Source organism: Pseudomonas sp. 39004 (assembly GCF_028682155.1).
Lineage (GTDB): Bacteria > Pseudomonadota > Gammaproteobacteria > Pseudomonadales > Pseudomonadaceae > Aquipseudomonas > Aquipseudomonas capeferrum.
This window is the reverse complement of the sequence record NZ_JANIAG010000018.1, coordinates 1-17,089: the sequence shown is the minus strand read 5'-3', so window position 1 is coordinate 17,089 and position 17,089 is coordinate 1. Positions and strand designations below refer to the sequence as shown.

Sequence of the window (17,089 nt, the reverse complement as noted above, 5' to 3'; positions counted from 1 at the left end):
CCTCAGAAGTCGACACTGGCAGACAGCTTCAAGGTGCGCGGTTCGCTGACGGTGGCATACCCCGGGTTGAACACCCCGGCCCAGTAAGCGCGATTCTCGACGTTCTCCAGGCTAGCGCGCAGCGTCACGTCCTTGCTCAGCATCCGGGTGGCGTAGCGTGCGCCCAGGTCGTAGCGCGTCCACTGGGGGATTTTCATCGTGTTTTCATCGTCCAGGTACTGTGAACTGCTGTGGATGCCCAACGCCGTCAAGGTCAGGCCGTCGACCCAAGGCAGATCCCACTCGGCGCCCAGGTTGGCCGACCAGGCCGGCACGCCGCGGGCCGTGTTGCCATCCAGGGTGCCGTTGGCGGTCTTGCTCAGTTCGGCACGGGTGTAGGTCACCCCGCCCAGCAGACGTACACCCGGGGCTGCCTCGCCGAACATGTTCCATTCCACGCCGCGGTTGCGCTGCTCGCCATCGTCGGTGTACCAGAAGGTGTCGCCGCGGGTGTTTTTCACCATGCTGGGCTTTTCGATCTGGAACACCGCCAAGGTGTGGCTGAACCTGCCCAGGTCCCACTTCACACCGGCTTCCATCTGCTTGGCCACGTATGGCGCGAACTGCTCGTCCTTGTTCAGCGCACCCACTTCAGTCACCGTGCCGCCTTGGGTCAGGCCTTCGATGTAGTTGGCGTACAGCGACACTGGCGCATCCCAGGGTTTGACCACGATGCCGAAGGCTGGCGTCAGTTTGCGTTCGTCGTAGGCCGTTGGCTTGCTCATCTTCTGCCGCACCCGCTGGGCACGCGCTCCCAGGGTCAGCAGTACACGCTCGTCGAAGAAGCCAAGGGTGTCGGCCAGGGCGAAGCTGGACAGGGTGTTGTCGCCGGTCTTGACGTTGGCGCCATGATCACCGGCAATCACCCCTTTGACAGGGCGATAGAGATTGGTGTCGTAGGTCGGGCCGGTAATCGTCGGCGCGCGGCCGATGTCCTGGTGCAGCAGCGATGTGGTGAACACCAGTTGGTGGCTGACCGGGCCCGTCATGAAGTTGCCACGCAGGCCTGCCTCGCTGGACAGGCTGTGGGTGTAGCCGGCCTGGTTGTAGGTCTGCCCCTTGGCGCTGCCATCGGCCGCCTGCACGCGAATGCGGGTGCCATTGAGGAAGCCGTCGTAGTAAGTGCGCGCCCCACCCACACTGGCAAACGCCGTCCAGTCGTCGTTGAGCTGGTACTCGCCGCGCAGCATCACCGCCTTGCTGACCTGCTTGGCATAAATACCCTTGAGCACGTTGGTGTCGGGCTTGGGCGCTTTGGTCACGTAGCCCAGGTCGCTGAAGCCCGCCATCATCGGGCTGCCGTTATCGAGTTTCTCATGGGTCTCGTAGGCATCGAGTTCCAGCTTGAAGTCGTCACCTCGGTAATCCAGCGCCAGCGAGGCCAGGGTGCGGTCCTTGGACTGTTCGTCGACACCTGTGTCGCCGCTGCCGTACACCCCATTGAAACGAATGCCGAAACGCCCGTCTTCAGAACGCCGGGCCACGTCGATGTGCTGGGCAAAGTAGCCGTCGGACACATAGCTGGTGGTCAGGCGGGTCAGTGGCGCATCGCCGGCACGCTTGGGTATCAGGTTGATATTGCCACCTACCCCACCATTGGGCGCCATGCCGCTGAGCAATGCGCTCGGGCCTTTGAGCACCTCTACCCGCTCCAGGAATTCGGTGGGTACATGGCCATCCGGCGCCAGGCCGTACAGGCCATTGACCGCCAGTTCCGAAGATTCCAGGCCATAGCCGCGGATCATGAAGTTCTCGTAGGCATGGCCTTCGCCGGTGCTGAAGCGGATCGACGGGTCATTGCGCAACACGGCGCCAACCGTGCCGCTCTGCTGGTCGGCGATGGTCTTGGCGGTGTAGGCCGTGATGTTGAAGGGGGTGTCCATGATGTCGCGATTGCCCAGCATGCCAAGCCGCGCACCGCGCGCTACCTGGCCGCCACTGTAGGCCTCGGGCAGGTCACTGTTGAAACCGGCAGCGTTGACGTTGGTGGCCCCGAGGGTCAGGGCGCCGTCTTCGGCGGTGCTGCGCAGGGTCACTACGCCGTTGACCTCCTCGGCCACCAGGTCGGTGCCGACCAGCAACTGCTGCAGGGCCTGCAGCACGCTGAAGTGCCCGTGCAGGGCCGGCGCATTGCGGCCCGCGAGTACCCGGCTGTCGGCGGCAATGGCTACACCCGACTGCCGGGCAAGAGCGTGCACGGTGGCTTCCAGCGGTTGGCTGGGAAAATCCAGGGCCAGCGGCTGGCTGTCAGCCAGGGCCATGCCCGGCGACAACAGGCTGCCCAACGCACAAGCCAGGGCCAGCGCAGATAAACGGGTGCAGGCGAACGACATGAAGGGTCCTTGCTGTTAGAGGGGTTCACTGTTGATGACGCCGCTCAAGCGCCTTACCCCTCAACGTTTTTTTTCAGCGCGGCAACAGCTCCAGCCTGCCCTGCCGTTCACTCAGACGTACCGGCAGAATCCGTGGCAACGCCTGCAGCAGCTTCTGCGGTTGGTCACTGGGGAAACTACCGGTCAGCTTCAGCTCGGCGACCTCTGGCGCCAGCAACACTGGCTGGGTCAGGTAGGCATTGAGCTCGCCGATCACTTCACCCAGCGACTGGTCGGTGTACGACCACCAGCCGCGTTGCCAATGGCCAAGATCGGCGCCGAATTGCCCGCTCTCACGCAGACTGCCCAAGTGCCCCCGGCCATCGATACAGACACGCTGGCCAGCACCCAGGATGCGTTCGCCGCCGTGCAGGTCACGCACCTGCACCCGGCCGCGCGCCACCGCGACAAACAGCCGATCGCCCCGATCACTGACCGAAAACGCAGTGCCCAGTACCTGCACGCTGCCCACCCGGGTGCTGATGTGAAAGGGCCGCGCCGCCTCGTGGGCGACGTCGAAGAAGACATTACCGTGCAACAGCATCACCTGGCGCCGGCCAGAGTCGAAGCGGATGCGCAGGTTGCTCTCTGCCGCAGCCAGCAACTGGCTGCCATCGGGCAAGGTGAGCGGGCGTGGCTGTTCGCCGTGAGCGGTCTGCAGGTCTTGCTGGTAGATCCCCGTGCGCTGCCACATCCAGCCAAGCCAGCCTCCTGCCGCCAACAGCACCGCCAGCGCGCCGCCCTGGCGCAGCAGGCGCCGACGGCTCGGGTCGTACGGCTGCGGCTGCAAAGCGCCGCGCAGTTGCGGCGCCAGGCGATGCACCATCTGCCAGCGCTGCTCGGCTTCTTGCCAGGCCTGCTCATGCGCATCGCTCTTGTGCCGCCAGCGCAGCGCCTGGCCGCTGGCTTCGCGTACCCGCGCCGGATCGTCGCCATGCATGGCCGCGAGGTAGACCAGCGCCTGCTGCACCTTGCGGGCGGCTGAAGGCTCAGCCATGACGGCTGGCCAGGCGCAATTCGGAAAGGTCGAACACCGCACGGGCGATGTGCAGTTCCACCGACTTGGCCGACAGCCCCAGCGCTTCGCACACCTCCCGGTGGCTCTGGCCATGCAACCGAACCCGCACGAACACTTCGCGGCGCAGCCGTGGCATGCGCTCGATCAGGGCAATCAGTAGCTGCAACTGCTCGCGCGCGATCATGATGTCTTCGACGCTGGGGCTCAGCCCATCGACCCGCACCAGCCAGTCTTCCAGCGCTGCAAGTTCGGTGCTGCGACGGCGGTACTGGTCGATGCACAGGTTGCGCGCCGCCTGGAACAACAAGGCGCGCGCATTGAGCACCGGTGCATTCAGGGCATGGGCATAGGCCTGGGCGAAACTGGACTGGGCGATGTCTGCGGCGTCGTCGGGGTTGCGCAGGCGCCCGGTCAGGTAGCGGCGCAAGTCACTGTAGTTGGCCAGCAGCTCATCGACGACTGCCTGAAACGGAGCAGCGGTGCCAGCCCAGGGCGTGGTAATGGAGGTCATTGAAGGCGAGCATCGTTAATAGGAATTCCTATCATTCTCACACATGCCTTCTGGCCATCGCCAGCCTCAATCACTAGGCGCTTGCCTGGCATGCTAAAGTCGCCCCCGTTTCCCGCGCCGCCAAACGGACCCCGCATGCCCGCACTTGACGCTCACCTCGCCACCTGGCCAGCACTCGACCAACGCCACCCTTGCGACGCCCTGCTGGTGGGCAACGGCGCCAGCCGCGCACTGTGGAAGCCGTTTGGCTATTTCTCGCTGTTCGAGGAAGCGCAACGTGCGGGCCGCAAGAAAGGTTTGGCGATCAGCGACCAGGCCCTGTTCAAGTCGCTTGCCACAGAACTGTTCGAGCCGGTGCTCAGCGCCCTGAACACCACCGTGCGGGCCAATGCCGCACTGGCCATCAACTCCACCGCCCCGCTGAACCGCTATTACTCGATCAAGGAAGCGCTGATCCATGCTGTGCGCACGCTGCACCTGCCCTGGCCGCAGATGCCGGCCACCACGCTGGCCACGCTGAACCAGGCCCTGCGCGGCTATCGCAACATCTACACCAGCAACTACGACCTGATCCTGCCATGGGCCGTGCAGCACGCCCCGCAAGGTTTTGCCGAGCTGTTCGATGAGCAGGGTTTTTTCGACGTACGCCGCACCCGCAGCGAAGGCACCCGCGTACTGCACCTGCATGGCGGCCTGCACCTGCTGAAGCTGCCGGATGGCACTACCCGCCAGCGCAGCGCCGAAAGCGCCGAACTGCTCGATGGCTTTGCCGTAAACATTCCGGGTGAAGTGCCGTTGTTCGTCAACGAAGACCGCAGCGACGAAAAGCTGCGCGCTATTCGTCACTCGGACTACCTGAGCTGGTGCCTGGGGCAACTCGCGCAGGAAAGCCAGGGGCTGTGCCTGTTCGGGCAGCATCTGGACAGCAGTGACCAGCACCTGGTCGAGGCTGTTCGCCAGGCGCGCCCCCACCATTTGTCGATTGCCATCCGGCCGTTGGGGGAGGCTTCGGTGATCAATCAGAAGCAGCACTACATCGATCGGTTCGGGGATCTGCCGGCGACTGCGCTGCACTTTTTCGATGCGAGCACGCATCCTTTGGGGTTGGCGGAACTGGCGATCGAGGTGCCGACTGCTCGCCGTTGAGGCGAGCAGGGCTTATCGGTTCAATAGGCCAGCTTCGGTGAATCACCGAAGACGCGCTGGTATGCGCTTGATACATTGACCGTCATCGCGACGCGAGCCAGCTCAAGGGTCTCCTGGCCGATAGCGTAGCTGCCGCGGGCTTGCAACCAAACCAGAATTTCAGCCAGATGCCAAAGCGAAGCACTTCCCTCGTGAATGGGCGCAGGGAAGCTATGAGCGTGTGAGAGCATCAGTTTGCGCATGTTCTGGCGCGAAACACCCACGATTTCAGCCACATCAGTAAGCCCGACGAGGTCTGGCGTCGCTTCGATCAGGCGTGCGTCAGGCACTGCTTCGCGAACATCCTTGAGCGCACTCTCGATGGCCTCCCGGGCCGATGGAGACTCGCGGACAAAAGCCAGCGCCAAGCGACCGGGCTGACCTACGCCAACCAATGCGTCCTCGCAGCCTGCTTGGGCCAGGCGCTCCAAAAGCGCATCGGCATCTTCGTCTTCGTTCAGTTGATACTTGAGGGTGAATTCATATTCCATCGCTACCGTTCCTCAGCCACATTTGCTGCGCCTTTCGCCATCCTGTTGCCAGAGCAGTTATCCACGACACGCCGTAGCTGGCGCGCGAAATTTCCAGGATTCTTGGGGGTACTCCAGACGCTAGTGATGCAAAACTCTGCACAACGGCAATCGGTGTCGTTGAAGGGGCAATACATCCTCCCCCAGCAATGCCCGCCACCCACCACGACTCGCCACCCCTGTAACTCAGCGTGCGTCAAGGCCTGCTCGACCTCCTTCTTGGCATGACTGGGGCGTGACATCAGCTTTTCTCCAGTGTGGGCTCGCAATAACAAAGTTGTCAAATGACAACCAAGCCATCTGACGCATGCACGCCACACTACAGCTATCCTCGCGCCAAACTCGGCCGCTAGGTGGTCTTGAGAATTCTCCTACGCGTATTCAGGAACAATGCACCTTCGGCCCGGCTGGTATGAATGGGTGCTGGCGCCAGTTGCCGCGCTCAGATCAACCCATCCCCGCGCAACAACGTCTCCAGGCAATGCTCCTGCACCCCATAAAACGTCTTGAGCTGCGCAATCTTCTCCAGCAGCGCTCCGTTATCCACCGCCTGCCTGCGCTTGACCGCCAGAATCATCTTGTTCTTGTTGGTGTGCTCCAGCGAGATGAACTCGAACACCTTGGTCTCATAACCACAGGCTTCCAGGAACAGCGCGCGCAGGCTGTCGGTGAGCATCTCGGCCTGCTGCCCCAGGTGCAGGCCGTACTGCAGCATCGGCTGCAGCAACCCCGGGCTGTGCAACTGCGGGCGGATCTGTTTGTGACAGCACGGCGAACACATGATGATCGCGGCGTTGCAACGGATGCCGGTGTGGATGGCGTAGTCGGTGGCGATGTCGCAGGCGTGCAAGGCGATCATCACCTCGATCGCTTCGGGCACCACGCTGCGCACATCACCGCACTGGAACTCAAGGCCAGGGTGCTCAAGCCGCGCAGCGGCGGCGTTGCACAGGTCGACCATTTCCTGGCGCAGCTCGACACCCGTCACCTGGGCTTCGCGGCCCAGGGTATCGCGCAGGTAGTCGTGCATGGCAAAGGTCAGGTAACCCTTGCCCGAGCCGAAGTCGGCCACCCGCAGGGCCTGCTCGGCTGGCACCGGCGCGCTGGCCAGGGCGTGCTCGAACACCTCGATGAACTTGTTGATCTGCTTCCACTTGCGCGACATCGACGGGATCAACGCCCCTTGTGCATCGGTCACACCCAGGTCACGCAGGAAGGGGCGCGACAATTCCAGGTAGCGCTTCTTCTCGCGGTCATGGGCACTGCTCGCTGCCGCTTCACGCGGGGCCTGGGCGCCGTGGCGCTGGAGCATGGGCTTGCCCTTCTTGCTGAACGTCAACTGCACTTCGCCGTCGGCATCGAACAGGTGGGCATTGCGAAAACTCTCAGGCAGCAATTCGGCCACCAGCACTTCGGCCTGTTCCAGCGGCAGGTTGCGGGTGATGTCTCGGGTCTGGTGGCGATACACCAGCGACAGGCAGGGCTGGCCCTTGACCTGCAACGGTTTGGCGATGATCCGCTGCAAGGTCGAGTCGGCACCGACATGGCGCGCCAGCACCAGTTTCACCAAGGTATTGCCGTGCAGGGCGGTGCTCAACAGCGCGAGGAACTGGGCACGCGCATCTGGCGCGGTTGAAGCAGAAGAACTGGCGGACATGAAAAACGGTGCCTCGGGTAGCAGGGGGCGCGTTGCGCAATGCCCGGTATTCTACAGGTGTGGCGGCGAGCTTGCCGCCCTCTCACTCGCCAGCCGCGTTCAGTCCAGAATGACCAGGCGATTAGGCAGCTCGTTGCGCGTATGGGTGGGGGGTACATGCTCGCTGAGCAACTCGCCACAGGCCTCGATGCATTCGACAAAACCCTGCAGGGTCCGGCCCTGGCGGACCTGTTCGGCAAAACGGCCGACGATGGCCGCGCGGGCGCTGGCATCAAGGTAACGCTCGACCCCTTGGTCGACCAGGATCTCTACATGCCGCTCCGCCTCGCTGACGAAAATCAGCACCCCCGTGGCAGCCGTGGTGCGCTGCAGGTTCTGCTCGCGAAACTGCTGACGGGCCAGGCTCGACGCACGCCATCGGCGCAAGGCACGGGGGATCAACCAGCCGGCCAGGCGCGGGTTGCGCAACAGCAGGCACAAACCGATGAACACCAGCACATTGGCCACCAGCAGGCCACGCATACCGGGCCAGCCAAGCACTAATTGCAGCAGGCCAGGCACGGCCAGGGCCAGCACGGCGGCCCAGAACAGCGGCAGGTAGGCGTAATCGTCGGCACGTCTGGCCAGCACCGTGACCAGCTCGGCATCGGTGCGCCGTTCGGCACGGGCAATGGCTTCGGCGATCTGGCGTTGATCGTATTCGTTGAAAGGGGTCATGCCAGCGGTCTCTCGATCGTTCTTATTGTTGTTGTCCAGGCACGCAGGGCGCCATCGGCAGCCGATATATTCAGGCATAATCCGCCGCTGGCAGCATTGCCCCCGAACTGTACAACAATAGTCGCCTGATAACTTCGGCCGCGCGCGTATCACTGTGGATACGGTAGAGGCCCCACAACGGAATCCATGATGAAACTGTCTTTGCTGGGCCTGGCCATGGGCCTTGCCAGTCAGGCGGCCCTCGCCGCCCAAACCGCCCCGCCCCTGCAAGACAAGCAGGCGTTCATCAATCACCTGATCAGCCAGATGACCGAGGCCGAGAAGATCGGCCAGTTGCGCCTGATCAGCATCGGCCCGGAGATGCCGCACGAGAAGATCCGCGAAGAAATCGCCGCAGGGCGTATCGGCGGTACCTTCAACTCGCGCACCGCGCCCGAGAACCGGCCGATGCAGGACGCGGCCATGCGCAGCCGTCTGAAGATTCCGATGTTCTTCGCCTACGACACCGTGCACGGCGAACGCACCATTTTCCCGATCGGCCTTGGCATGGCCGCCACCTGGGACATGGACGCCATTGCCAAGGTCGGCCGCACCGCAGCCATCGAAGCCGCGGCCGACGCTCTGGACATGACCTTCGCCCCGATGGTCGATATCGCCCGCGACCCGCGCTGGGGCCGCACCAGTGAAGGTTTTGGTGAAGACACCTACCTGACCTCCAGAATCGGCCAGGTGATGGTCCGCTCGTTCCAGGGCAGCAGCCCGGCCAACCCCGACAGCATCATGGCCATCGTCAAGCACTTCGCCCTGTACGGCGCGGTGGAAGGCGGCCGCGACTACAACACGGTCGATATGAGCCTGCCGAAGATGTACAACGACTACCTGCCGCCCTACCGCGCCGCGCTCGACGCCGGTGCTGGCGGGGTGATGGTGGCGCTCAACTCGATCAATGGCGTGCCAGCCACCTCCAATACCTGGTTGATGAACGACCTGCTGCGCAAGGAGTGGGGCTTCAAGGGCGTGACCATCAGCGACCACGGCGCCATCCAGGAGCTGATTCGCCACGGCGTCGCCCGCGACGGCCGAGAAGCCGCGAAGCTTGCGATCAAGGCCGGCATCGACATGAGCATGAACGACACCCTTTACGGCGAAGAGCTGCCAGGGCTGCTGAAGGCCGGCGAAGTGACCCAGGGCGAGCTGGACCAGGCGGTGCGCGAAGTGCTGGGCGCCAAGTACGACATGGGCCTGTTCAAAGACCCGTACGTGCGAATCGGCAAGGCCGAAACCGACCTCAAGGACTACTACGGCAACGACCGCCTGCACCGCGACGCCGCGCGTGACGTGGCCCGCCGCAGCCTGGTCCTGCTGGAAAACCGCAACCAGACCCTGCCCCTGAAGAAAGCCGGCACCATCGCCCTGGTCGGCCCGCTGGCCGATGCACCGATCGACATGATGGGCAGCTGGGCCGCCGACGGCAAACCGGTGCATTCGGTGACCGTGCGCGAAGGCTTGCGCCGCGCCGTCGACGGCAAAGCCAAACTGGTCTACGCCAAAGGCTCCAACATCACCGGCGACAAGGCGATCTTCGACTACCTGAACTTCCTCAACTTCGATGCCCCGGAAATCGTCGATGACCTGCGCCCAGCCGCCGTGCTGATCGATGAAGCGGTCAAGGCGGCCCAGCAGGCCGACGTGGTGGTGGCAGTGGTCGGCGAGTCGCGCGGCATGTCCCACGAGTCGTCGAGCCGCACCACCCTGGAGATCCCGGCCAGCCAGCGCGAGCTGATCAAGGCCCTGAAAGCCACCGGCAAACCGCTGGTACTGGTGCTGATGAATGGCCGGCCGCTGTCGATCGCCTGGGAGCGTGAGCAGGCCGACGCGCTGCTGGAAACCTGGTTCAGCGGCACCGAGGGCGGCAATGCCATCGCCGACGTGCTGTTCGGCGATTACAACCCGTCCGGCAAACTGGCCATCACCTTCCCGCGTTCGGTCGGGCAGATTCCGATGTACTACAACCACACACGCATTGGCCGGCCGTTCACCCCCGGCAAGCCTGGCAACTACACCTCGCAGTACTTCGAAGAGCCCAACGGCCCGTTGTATCCGTTTGGTTATGGTTTGAGCTACAGCAGCTTCGAACTGTCGGGCCTGACCCTGTCGGCCAAGGACCTCAAGCGTGGCGATACGCTGGAGGCCAAGGTCACGGTGAAGAACACCGGCAAACGCGACGGCGAAACCGTGGTGCAGTTGTATCTGCAGGATGTTTCGGCGTCCATGAGCCGCCCGGTCAAGGAGCTGAAGAACTTCCAGAAACTGCCGCTCAAGGCCGGCGAGTCACGGACATTGACCTTCCGCATCAGCGAAGAAGACCTGAAGTTCTACAATAGCCAACTGCAGCGGGTTGCCGAACCTGGCGAATTCAACGTTCAGGTAGGGTTGGATTCCGAGTCGGTGCAACAGCAAAGCTTCGAGTTGCTGTGACACGCCTGTGAACAGTACCGGCCCTTCGCGGGTTTACCCGCGAACAGGCCGGCCCTGCTATCCCTTTCATGCGGATCTGCCCCATGGCTTTTTCCTTTCGCGCCCTGCGTCTGGGGCTGATCATCCTGTTCATCCTGCTCGGCACCGCCCTCAGCGCGGGCTGGGCCATGCACCAGGCCAAGCGCCAGGCCATGGAAGACGACGCCCAGCGTGCCAGCCAGCAGCTCGGCCTCTATGCCAACGCACTGCACACCCTGATCGAACGCTACCGCGCCCTGCCTGCGGTGCTGGCGCTCGACCCGGAACTGATCGAAGCTTTGCGCGGCCCAGTCAGCGAGCCGGTACAGGACGCCCTGAATCGTAAGCTCGAACGCATCAACGGTGCCGCCAACTCGTCCACCCTCGAACTGCTCGACCACACCGGGTTGGCCATCGCGGCCAGCAACTGGCGACTGCCGAGCAGCTACGTCGGCTCCAACTACGGCTTTCGCCCCTACTTCAAGCAGACCCGCAGCCAGGGCAGCGGGCGTTTCTACGCCGTCGGTGTGACCAGCGGCGTGCCAGGTTATTTCCTCGCCAGCGCGGTAACCGACGAGCAAGGCCGCTTCCTCGGTGCCATGGTGGTCAAGCTCGAATTCCCCGAGCTGGAACGCGAATGGCGCCAAGGCAGCGATATTCTGTTGGTCAGTGATGCCCGCGGTATCACCTTCATTGCCAACCAGGACGGTTGGCGCTACCGCGAGCTGCAGCCGCTCAGCGGCGCTGACCGTGCCGAACTGGCCGAGACTCGGCAATACGACAAACAGCCTCTGGTGCCTTTGCAGCACCAGGTGCTGACCCAGTTTGCCGACAACAGCCACCTGAGCCGCGTGCATGGCCCGCAGGGGGTCGCCGAATACCTGTGGGAAAGCCTGCCATTGCACGGTGAGGACTGGACCTTGCACCTGCTGCGCAAACCGCAGGTCGCGGCCGACGGCCGCAATGCCGCCCTAGGGGCCGCCGCCGTGTGGTTGAGCCTGGTCTTCGCGGCGCTGTTCGTCAGCCAGCGGCTGCGCCTGGCACGCTTGCGCCAGCGCAGCCGCGAAGCCCTCAAACGCCAGGTCGAGGAGCGCACCCGTGAGCTGCGCACCGCACAGGAAGGCTTGGTGCAATCGGCCAAGCTGGCTGCACTGGGGCAGATGTCAGCCGCCATGGCCCACGAGATCAACCAGCCCCTGACCACCCAACGCATGCAACTGGAGACCCTGCGCCTGCTGCTCGACCATGGCCGCTACGACGAGGCCCGCCAAGCCCTGGAGCCGCTGGAGCAGATGCTCACGCGCATGGCCGCGCTCACCAGCCACCTGAAAACCTTTGCCCGCAACAGCCCGGTCGGGCTGCGCGAGCGGCTGGACCTGGCCTCTGTGGTCGACCAGGCCCTGCACCTGCTGGACACGCGCATCCGCACCGAAGGCGTCGAGGTGGCGCTGTACCTGGCGCGCCCGGCCTGGGTCCGCGGTGATGCGATCCGCCTGGAGCAAGTGCTGATCAACCTGCTGCGCAACGCCCTCGACGCCATGGCCGACAAACGCTACAAGCGCCTGGAGGTCCGCATCGAGCTGGATAACGACCTGTGGCGCCTGAGTGTGCTCGATTCGGGAGGCGGTATTGGTGATGAGCACCTGGCCAAGGTCTTCGACCCGTTCTTCACCACCAAGCCGGTGGGTGAAGGGCTAGGCCTGGGCCTGGCCATTTCCTATGGCATCGTGCATGAGGCGGGCGGCCAGCTGCAGGCCGAAAATCTGCCTGGCGGCGCACGCCTGAGCCTTACCCTGCCCCGCGACCTGGAGCCTGTATGTTGAATTCAGTGATCGTTGTCGACGATGAAGCCAGTATCCGTACCGCCGTCGAGCAATGGCTGAGCCTGTCCGGCTTCAGCGTACAACTGTTCGCCCACGCCGAAGCGTGCCTGGCACAACTGCCAGAGCACTTTGCCGGGGTGATCATCAGCGATGTGCGCATGCCGGGCATCGATGGCCTGCAGTTGCTCGAACGCCTGCAAAAGGCTGACCCCGACCTGCCGGTGATCCTGCTGACCGGCCACGGTGACGTACCGATGGCGGTGGAGGCGATGCGCAACGGTGCCTACGACTTCCTCGAAAAGCCCTTCACCCCGCAACACCTGCTGGGCAGCCTGCGCCGTGCCCTGGAAAAGCGCCAGCTGGTGCTGGAAAACCGCCGGCTGCACGAACAGGCAGACTTCAAGTCGCGCCTCGAAGGCACGCTGCTGGGCATGTCCCAAGGCCTGCAGCAACTGCGCCGGCAGGTACTGGACCTGGCCGGCTTGCCGGTCAATGTGCTGATCCGCGGCGAAACGGGCAGTGGCAAGGAGCGCGTGGCCCGCTGCCTGCACGATTTCGGCCCGCGTGCGGCTAAGCCCTTCGTTGCCCTGAACTGCGCGGCAATCCCCGAAGCGCTGTTCGAGGCCGAGCTGTTCGGCCATGAGAGCGGTGCCTTCACTGGCGCCCAGGGCAAACGGATCGGCAAGTTGGAATATGCCAATGGTGGCACGGTGTTCCTCGATGAGATCGAGAGCATGCCCCTGGCCCAGCAGGCAAAACTGTTGCGCGTGCTCCAGGAACAGAAGCTCGAACGCCTGGGCGCCAACCAGAGCATCAGCGTCGACTTGCGCATCATCGCCGCGACCAAACCCGACCTGCTGGAAGAAGCCCATGCCGGGCGCTTTCGTGAAGACCTCGCCTACCGTTTGAACGTCGCCGAGCTACGGCTGGCGCCGTTGCGTAAACGGCGTGAAGACATCCCGTTGCTGTTCGAGCACTTTGCCCGTGCTGCCGCTGAGAAGCTGGGCAGAACGGCGCCGGTGCTCAGCGCCAGCCAGCTGGCTCAGCTGCTTTGCCATGACTGGCCGGGCAATGTGCGCGAGTTGGCCAACGCGGCAGAGCGGCACGCGCTGGGGCTGGGTTCGCCGAACAGTGAAGTGGTGCCGGCCGGGCAGTCGCTGGGCGAGCAGATGGAAGCGTTCGAAGCGCAGTGTTTGCGGGCGGCGTTGCGCCAGTGCAAGGGCGAGATCAAGGGGGTGATGGAGGCTTTGCAACTGCCGCGGCGGACGTTGAACGAGAAGATGCAGCGGCATGGGCTGGTGCGGGAGGATTATATCGAGCGGTAGGCGGTTTTCCGCTTATCTGATGTGCGGGGTAAGCGGATATTTGCTTATGGCGGCTAGTTTGGGGCTGCGCTGCAGCCCTTCGCGACGCAAGGCCGCTCCTACACGGGCGCGTTGCCAGGCCTTGGTAGGCGGGCTGGGTGCCATGCGTGCCCGCAAATGAATCACTTCGCACCCGTTTGGCACACCTTCTGCAATCACTGTGGCAAGCAGCGCTCCGGCGCGCTCCACAAAAACAACGAGAAGGTATCCCTGATGGATAACGCCACCTCCCTGCCCACCGGGGCGGCCATTGCGCCGGCCGCAGAAAAAACCACCGCCAGCCGCCTGAAGTCGATTTTCAGCGGGTCCATCGGCAACATGGTCGAATGGTACGACTGGTACGTCTACGCCGCATTCTCGCTGTACTTCGCCAAAGCGTTCTTCCCTGCCGGCGACACCACTGCACAATTGCTCAACACCGCCGCGATCTTTGCCGTGGGCTTTCTCATGCGCCCGATCGGTGGCTGGCTGATGGGCCTGTACGCCGACCGCAAAGGCCGCAAGGCCGCACTGATGGCCTCGGTGCTGCTGATGTGCGCAGGCTCCCTGGTCATTGCCCTGACCCCTGGCTATGAAACCATCGGCGTCGCCGCCCCGATCCTGCTGGTGCTTGCGCGCTTGCTGCAGGGCTTGTCGGTGGGCGGAGAGTACGGCACCTCGGCCACCTACCTCAGCGAGATGGCCAGCAAGGAACGCCGTGGCTTCTTCTCCAGCTTCCAGTACGTGACCCTGATCTCTGGCCAGCTCATTGCCCTGGCGGTGCTGATCATCCTGCAGCAGACGCTGACTACCGAGCAGCTGTATGCCTGGGGCTGGCGTGTGCCCTTCGTGATCGGCGCGCTGTGCGCGGTGGTTGCGCTGTACCTGCGTCGCGGCATGGAAGAGACCACCTCCTTCACCAAGAAGGAGAAGGCCAAGGAAAGCCTGATGCGCACCCTGATGCGTCATCCCAAAGAGCTGATGACCGTGGTCGGCCTGACCATGGGCGGCACCCTGGCCTTCTACACCTACACCACTTACATGCAGAAGTACCTGGTCAACACGGTGGGCATGAGCATCACCGACTCGACCACCATCTCGGCCGCCACGCTGTTCCTGTTCATGTGCCTGCAACCGCTGGTCGGCGGCTTGTCCGACAAGATCGGCCGACGCCCGATCCTGATCGCCTTCGGTGTGCTCGGCACCCTGTTCACCGTGCCGATCCTCAGCACCCTGCACACCGTGCAAAGCTGGTGGGGCGCGTTCTTCCTGATCATGGCTGCGCTGATCATCGTCAGCGGCTACACCTCGATCAACGCAGTGGTCAAAGCCGAGTTGTTCCCGACCGAAATCCGCGCCCTGGGCGTTGGCCTGCCGTACGCCCTGACCGTATCGATCTTCGGCGGCACCGCCGAATACGTGGCCCTGTGGTTCAAGAGCAACGGCATGGAAACCGGCTTCTACTGGTACGTCACCGGCTGCATCGCCTGCTCGCTGTTGGTGTATGCCACCATGAAAGACACCAAGCAGCATTCGCGGATCACCACTGACTGATTCAGGTCCGCGGGTCTTGAACAGGGGCGCTCCTTCATGGGGGCGCCCCTTTTTTGCTGGGTTGTGGATGCCTGGCGATTATATTTGGGCCACCAGGTGCCTGGCTTGATTTTTTCAAGGGGACGAAGATAGAGCGCCGCCCGCGCGGCGCATCGCGAGCAAGCTCGCTCCTACATCTGTTTCGGGCCAATTATTCCTGAGGCATTGGCGCGCCCCCCTTGGTGCTCGCCTCAATATCGCGTCGTACGAACAAGGCCGTCGCGCGCAAATGCCCAGGCCGCACTGGCCCGAAACAGATGTAGGAGCGAGCTTGCTCGCGATGCGCCGCGCGGGCGGCGCTCGATCATGTGAGCCGATTAGCGGACTTATTCGGCTCACGGGTGCCTGGCCCCGCTACTACACGCAGGCATCGCGCATTTCTGGTTCGTCACGCCGCCCATCAGCACCACTACCCGCAACGTCCCAGTAACGCGCCAGGTTTCCTATCTTAATGCCCCATTAATTCCGCGCCGCCATGCTGCAAGGGCTGACGAAGCGATGATCCGCGCCCTGACAATACACCTCAGGCCCACTGCCTGATTCACCGTCAGCACGGGCCAACTAATCGATAAAAACGATATTTAGACGCTATTTTTTGCGCTTTTTTATCAATTTTATCAGCGTAGGATTAAACCCATAGAAACAACAACCCCTCGCCACCCTGGAGCAACGACCATGAAAAACAAACTGATCCTCACCCTGGCCCTTTCGGTTTTCGCTGCTGGCGCCTTCGCCGAAGACGGCTTCGATCGTACCAATGCCCATACCTTCGCAGCGGTGCAAACCCAAGCCGCCACTTACGCCGAAGACGGTTTTGACCGCACCGGCGGCCAACGCTTCGCCGAAGACGGCTACGACCGCACTGGCGCCCAACGCTTCGCTGAAGATGGCTTCGACCGCACCGGCGGCCAGCGCTTCGCCGAAGACGGCTTCGACCGCACCAACGCTCACCGCATCAGCTGACCGCTGATGCGCGTACCCAGCCCGGCTTCGGCCGGGCTTGATCATTTTCAGGCGGGCACAGGCTTGGCACACTAGAGGCCTTCGTCCCCAAGAGGTAGGGCAAGCAAGCCCAGCACCGATGTATTACTACGAACCTGCCAAAGGCCACGGCCTGCCCCACGACCCCTTCAACGCCATCGTCGGCCCCCGCCCCATTGGCTGGATCTCGTCCCACGACCGCGAAGGCCGCCTGAACCTGGCGCCCTACAGTTTTTTCAACGCCTTCAACTACATCCCGCCGATCATCGGTTTCTGCAGTGTCGGGCGCAAAGACAGCCTGAACAACATCGAGCAGACCGGCGAGTTTGTCTGGAACCTGGCGACCCGGCCTTTGGCCGAGGCGATGAACCAGAGCTGTGCGGCGGTAGCGGCAGACATCGATGAGTTCGCGTTGAGCGGCCTGACGCCAGCACCGTCGCGTGTGGTGCAGGTGCCCCGCGTAAGCGAAACGCCGGTGGCGTTCGAGTGCAAGGTCAGCCAGATTGTCCAGCTGCAGCGGGCAGACCAGGCGCTGGTGCCCAGCTGGCTGATCCTGGGTGAAGTGGTGGCGGTGCACATTGCCGAGCACCTGCTCAAGGACGGCATCTACGATACCGCTGCCGCTGAGCCGATCCTGCGTGGTGGCGGCCCGGCGGATTACTTCGAACTGGGCAACCTGTTCAAGATGGCCAGGCCGCAGGTGGGCGACTGATCACCAGATCAGCTCGCCCTCATCACTGACGCCCTGCAGGCGTTCGAGTTCGGCGCAGGCGGCCTCGTCGGCCGCCATGGCCCCCTTGAACACCTGGCCGTCCAGTACCTTG

14 protein-coding genes are annotated in these 17,089 nt (G+C 63.4%); 7 read left to right on the top strand and 7 right to left on the bottom strand.

Going from position 1 to position 17,089, the window contains the following annotated elements; genetic code table 11:
• Window positions 1-2 precede the first annotated feature (2 nt).
• The 3 genes from NP534_RS05255 to NP534_RS05245 all read right to left on the bottom strand — a co-directional run bounded on the left by NP534_RS05255 (window position 3) and on the right by NP534_RS05245 (window position 3,940).
• Window positions 3-2,372, bottom strand: a complete 2,370-nt coding sequence (locus NP534_RS05255; protein ID WP_274098022.1) for a TonB-dependent receptor — start codon at window positions 2,370-2,372, stop codon at window positions 3-5.
• Between the two features lie 73 nt (window positions 2,373-2,445).
• The gene (locus NP534_RS05250) at window positions 2,446-3,408 is read right to left on the bottom strand and encodes a FecR family protein (protein ID WP_274098021.1); all 963 of its coding nucleotides are present in this window, start codon (window positions 3,406-3,408) and stop codon (window positions 2,446-2,448) included.
• Window positions 3,401-3,940, bottom strand: coding sequence for an RNA polymerase sigma factor (locus NP534_RS05245; protein WP_274098020.1), 540 nt, complete (start codon window positions 3,938-3,940; stop codon window positions 3,401-3,403). Before NP534_RS05245 ends, NP534_RS05250 begins: the two co-directional genes overlap by 8 nt.
• Before the next feature lie 135 nt (window positions 3,941-4,075).
• Here NP534_RS05245 and NP534_RS05240 point away from each other — a divergent pair, with 135 nt between their 5' ends.
• Window positions 4,076-5,086 carry a DUF4917 family protein gene (locus tag NP534_RS05240; RefSeq protein WP_274098019.1) on the top strand — a complete coding sequence of 337 codons (1,011 nt, stop codon included), beginning with the start codon at window positions 4,076-4,078 and terminating at the stop codon, window positions 5,084-5,086.
• Window positions 5,087-5,106: 20 nt separating this feature from the next.
• Here the strand turns inward: NP534_RS05240 and NP534_RS05235 are convergent, their stop codons facing one another.
• The 4 genes from NP534_RS05235 to NP534_RS05220 form a co-directional block, all read right to left on the bottom strand.
• Window positions 5,107-5,616: a helix-turn-helix transcriptional regulator gene (locus NP534_RS05235; RefSeq protein WP_274098018.1), complete on the bottom strand. Its 510-nt coding sequence runs from the start codon at window positions 5,614-5,616 to the stop codon at window positions 5,107-5,109.
• A 2-nt stretch (window positions 5,617-5,618) separates the two neighbouring features.
• Window positions 5,619-5,897, bottom strand: a complete 279-nt coding sequence (locus NP534_RS05230) for a hypothetical protein (RefSeq protein ID WP_274098017.1) — start codon at window positions 5,895-5,897, stop codon at window positions 5,619-5,621.
• Between the two features lie 200 nt (window positions 5,898-6,097).
• On the bottom strand, window positions 6,098-7,312 hold the full coding sequence (locus NP534_RS05225; protein ID WP_274098016.1) for a class I SAM-dependent methyltransferase: 1,215 nt from the start codon (window positions 7,310-7,312) through the stop codon (window positions 6,098-6,100).
• 99 nt (window positions 7,313-7,411) lie between these two features.
• Window positions 7,412-8,029: a TPM domain-containing protein gene (locus tag NP534_RS05220; protein ID WP_274098015.1), complete on the bottom strand. Its 618-nt coding sequence runs from the start codon at window positions 8,027-8,029 to the stop codon at window positions 7,412-7,414.
• Between the two features lie 186 nt (window positions 8,030-8,215).
• On the opposite strand from NP534_RS05220, the gene bglX reads away from it, so the two are divergent.
• The 6 genes from bglX (at window position 8,216) to NP534_RS05190 (ending at window position 16,977) form a co-directional block, all read left to right on the top strand.
• The gene (bglX, locus tag NP534_RS05215) at window positions 8,216-10,507 is read left to right on the top strand and encodes a beta-glucosidase BglX (protein WP_033702736.1); all 2,292 of its coding nucleotides are present in this window, start codon (window positions 8,216-8,218) and stop codon (window positions 10,505-10,507) included.
• An 83-nt stretch (window positions 10,508-10,590) separates the two neighbouring features.
• Window positions 10,591-12,348, top strand: coding sequence for a sensor histidine kinase (locus NP534_RS05210; protein WP_274098014.1), 1,758 nt, complete (start codon window positions 10,591-10,593; stop codon window positions 12,346-12,348).
• Window positions 12,342-13,673: a sigma-54-dependent transcriptional regulator gene (locus tag NP534_RS05205; RefSeq protein ID WP_274098013.1), complete on the top strand. Its 1,332-nt coding sequence runs from the start codon at window positions 12,342-12,344 to the stop codon at window positions 13,671-13,673. Before NP534_RS05210 ends, NP534_RS05205 begins: the two co-directional genes overlap by 7 nt.
• Window positions 13,674-13,925: 252 nt before the next feature.
• On the top strand, window positions 13,926-15,245 hold the full coding sequence (locus NP534_RS05200; protein ID WP_274098012.1) for an MFS transporter: 1,320 nt from the start codon (window positions 13,926-13,928) through the stop codon (window positions 15,243-15,245).
• A gap of 714 nt (window positions 15,246-15,959) precedes the next feature.
• A complete protein-coding gene (locus NP534_RS05195; protein WP_033702740.1) occupies window positions 15,960-16,247 on the top strand; it encodes a hypothetical protein in 288 nt (95 codons plus the stop codon).
• A 118-nt stretch (window positions 16,248-16,365) separates the two neighbouring features.
• Window positions 16,366-16,977 (top strand): flavin reductase family protein, encoded by a 612-nt coding sequence (locus tag NP534_RS05190; protein WP_274098011.1) that lies wholly within the window; start codon window positions 16,366-16,368, stop codon window positions 16,975-16,977.
• The last annotated feature ends 112 nt before the right edge of the window (window positions 16,978-17,089 follow it).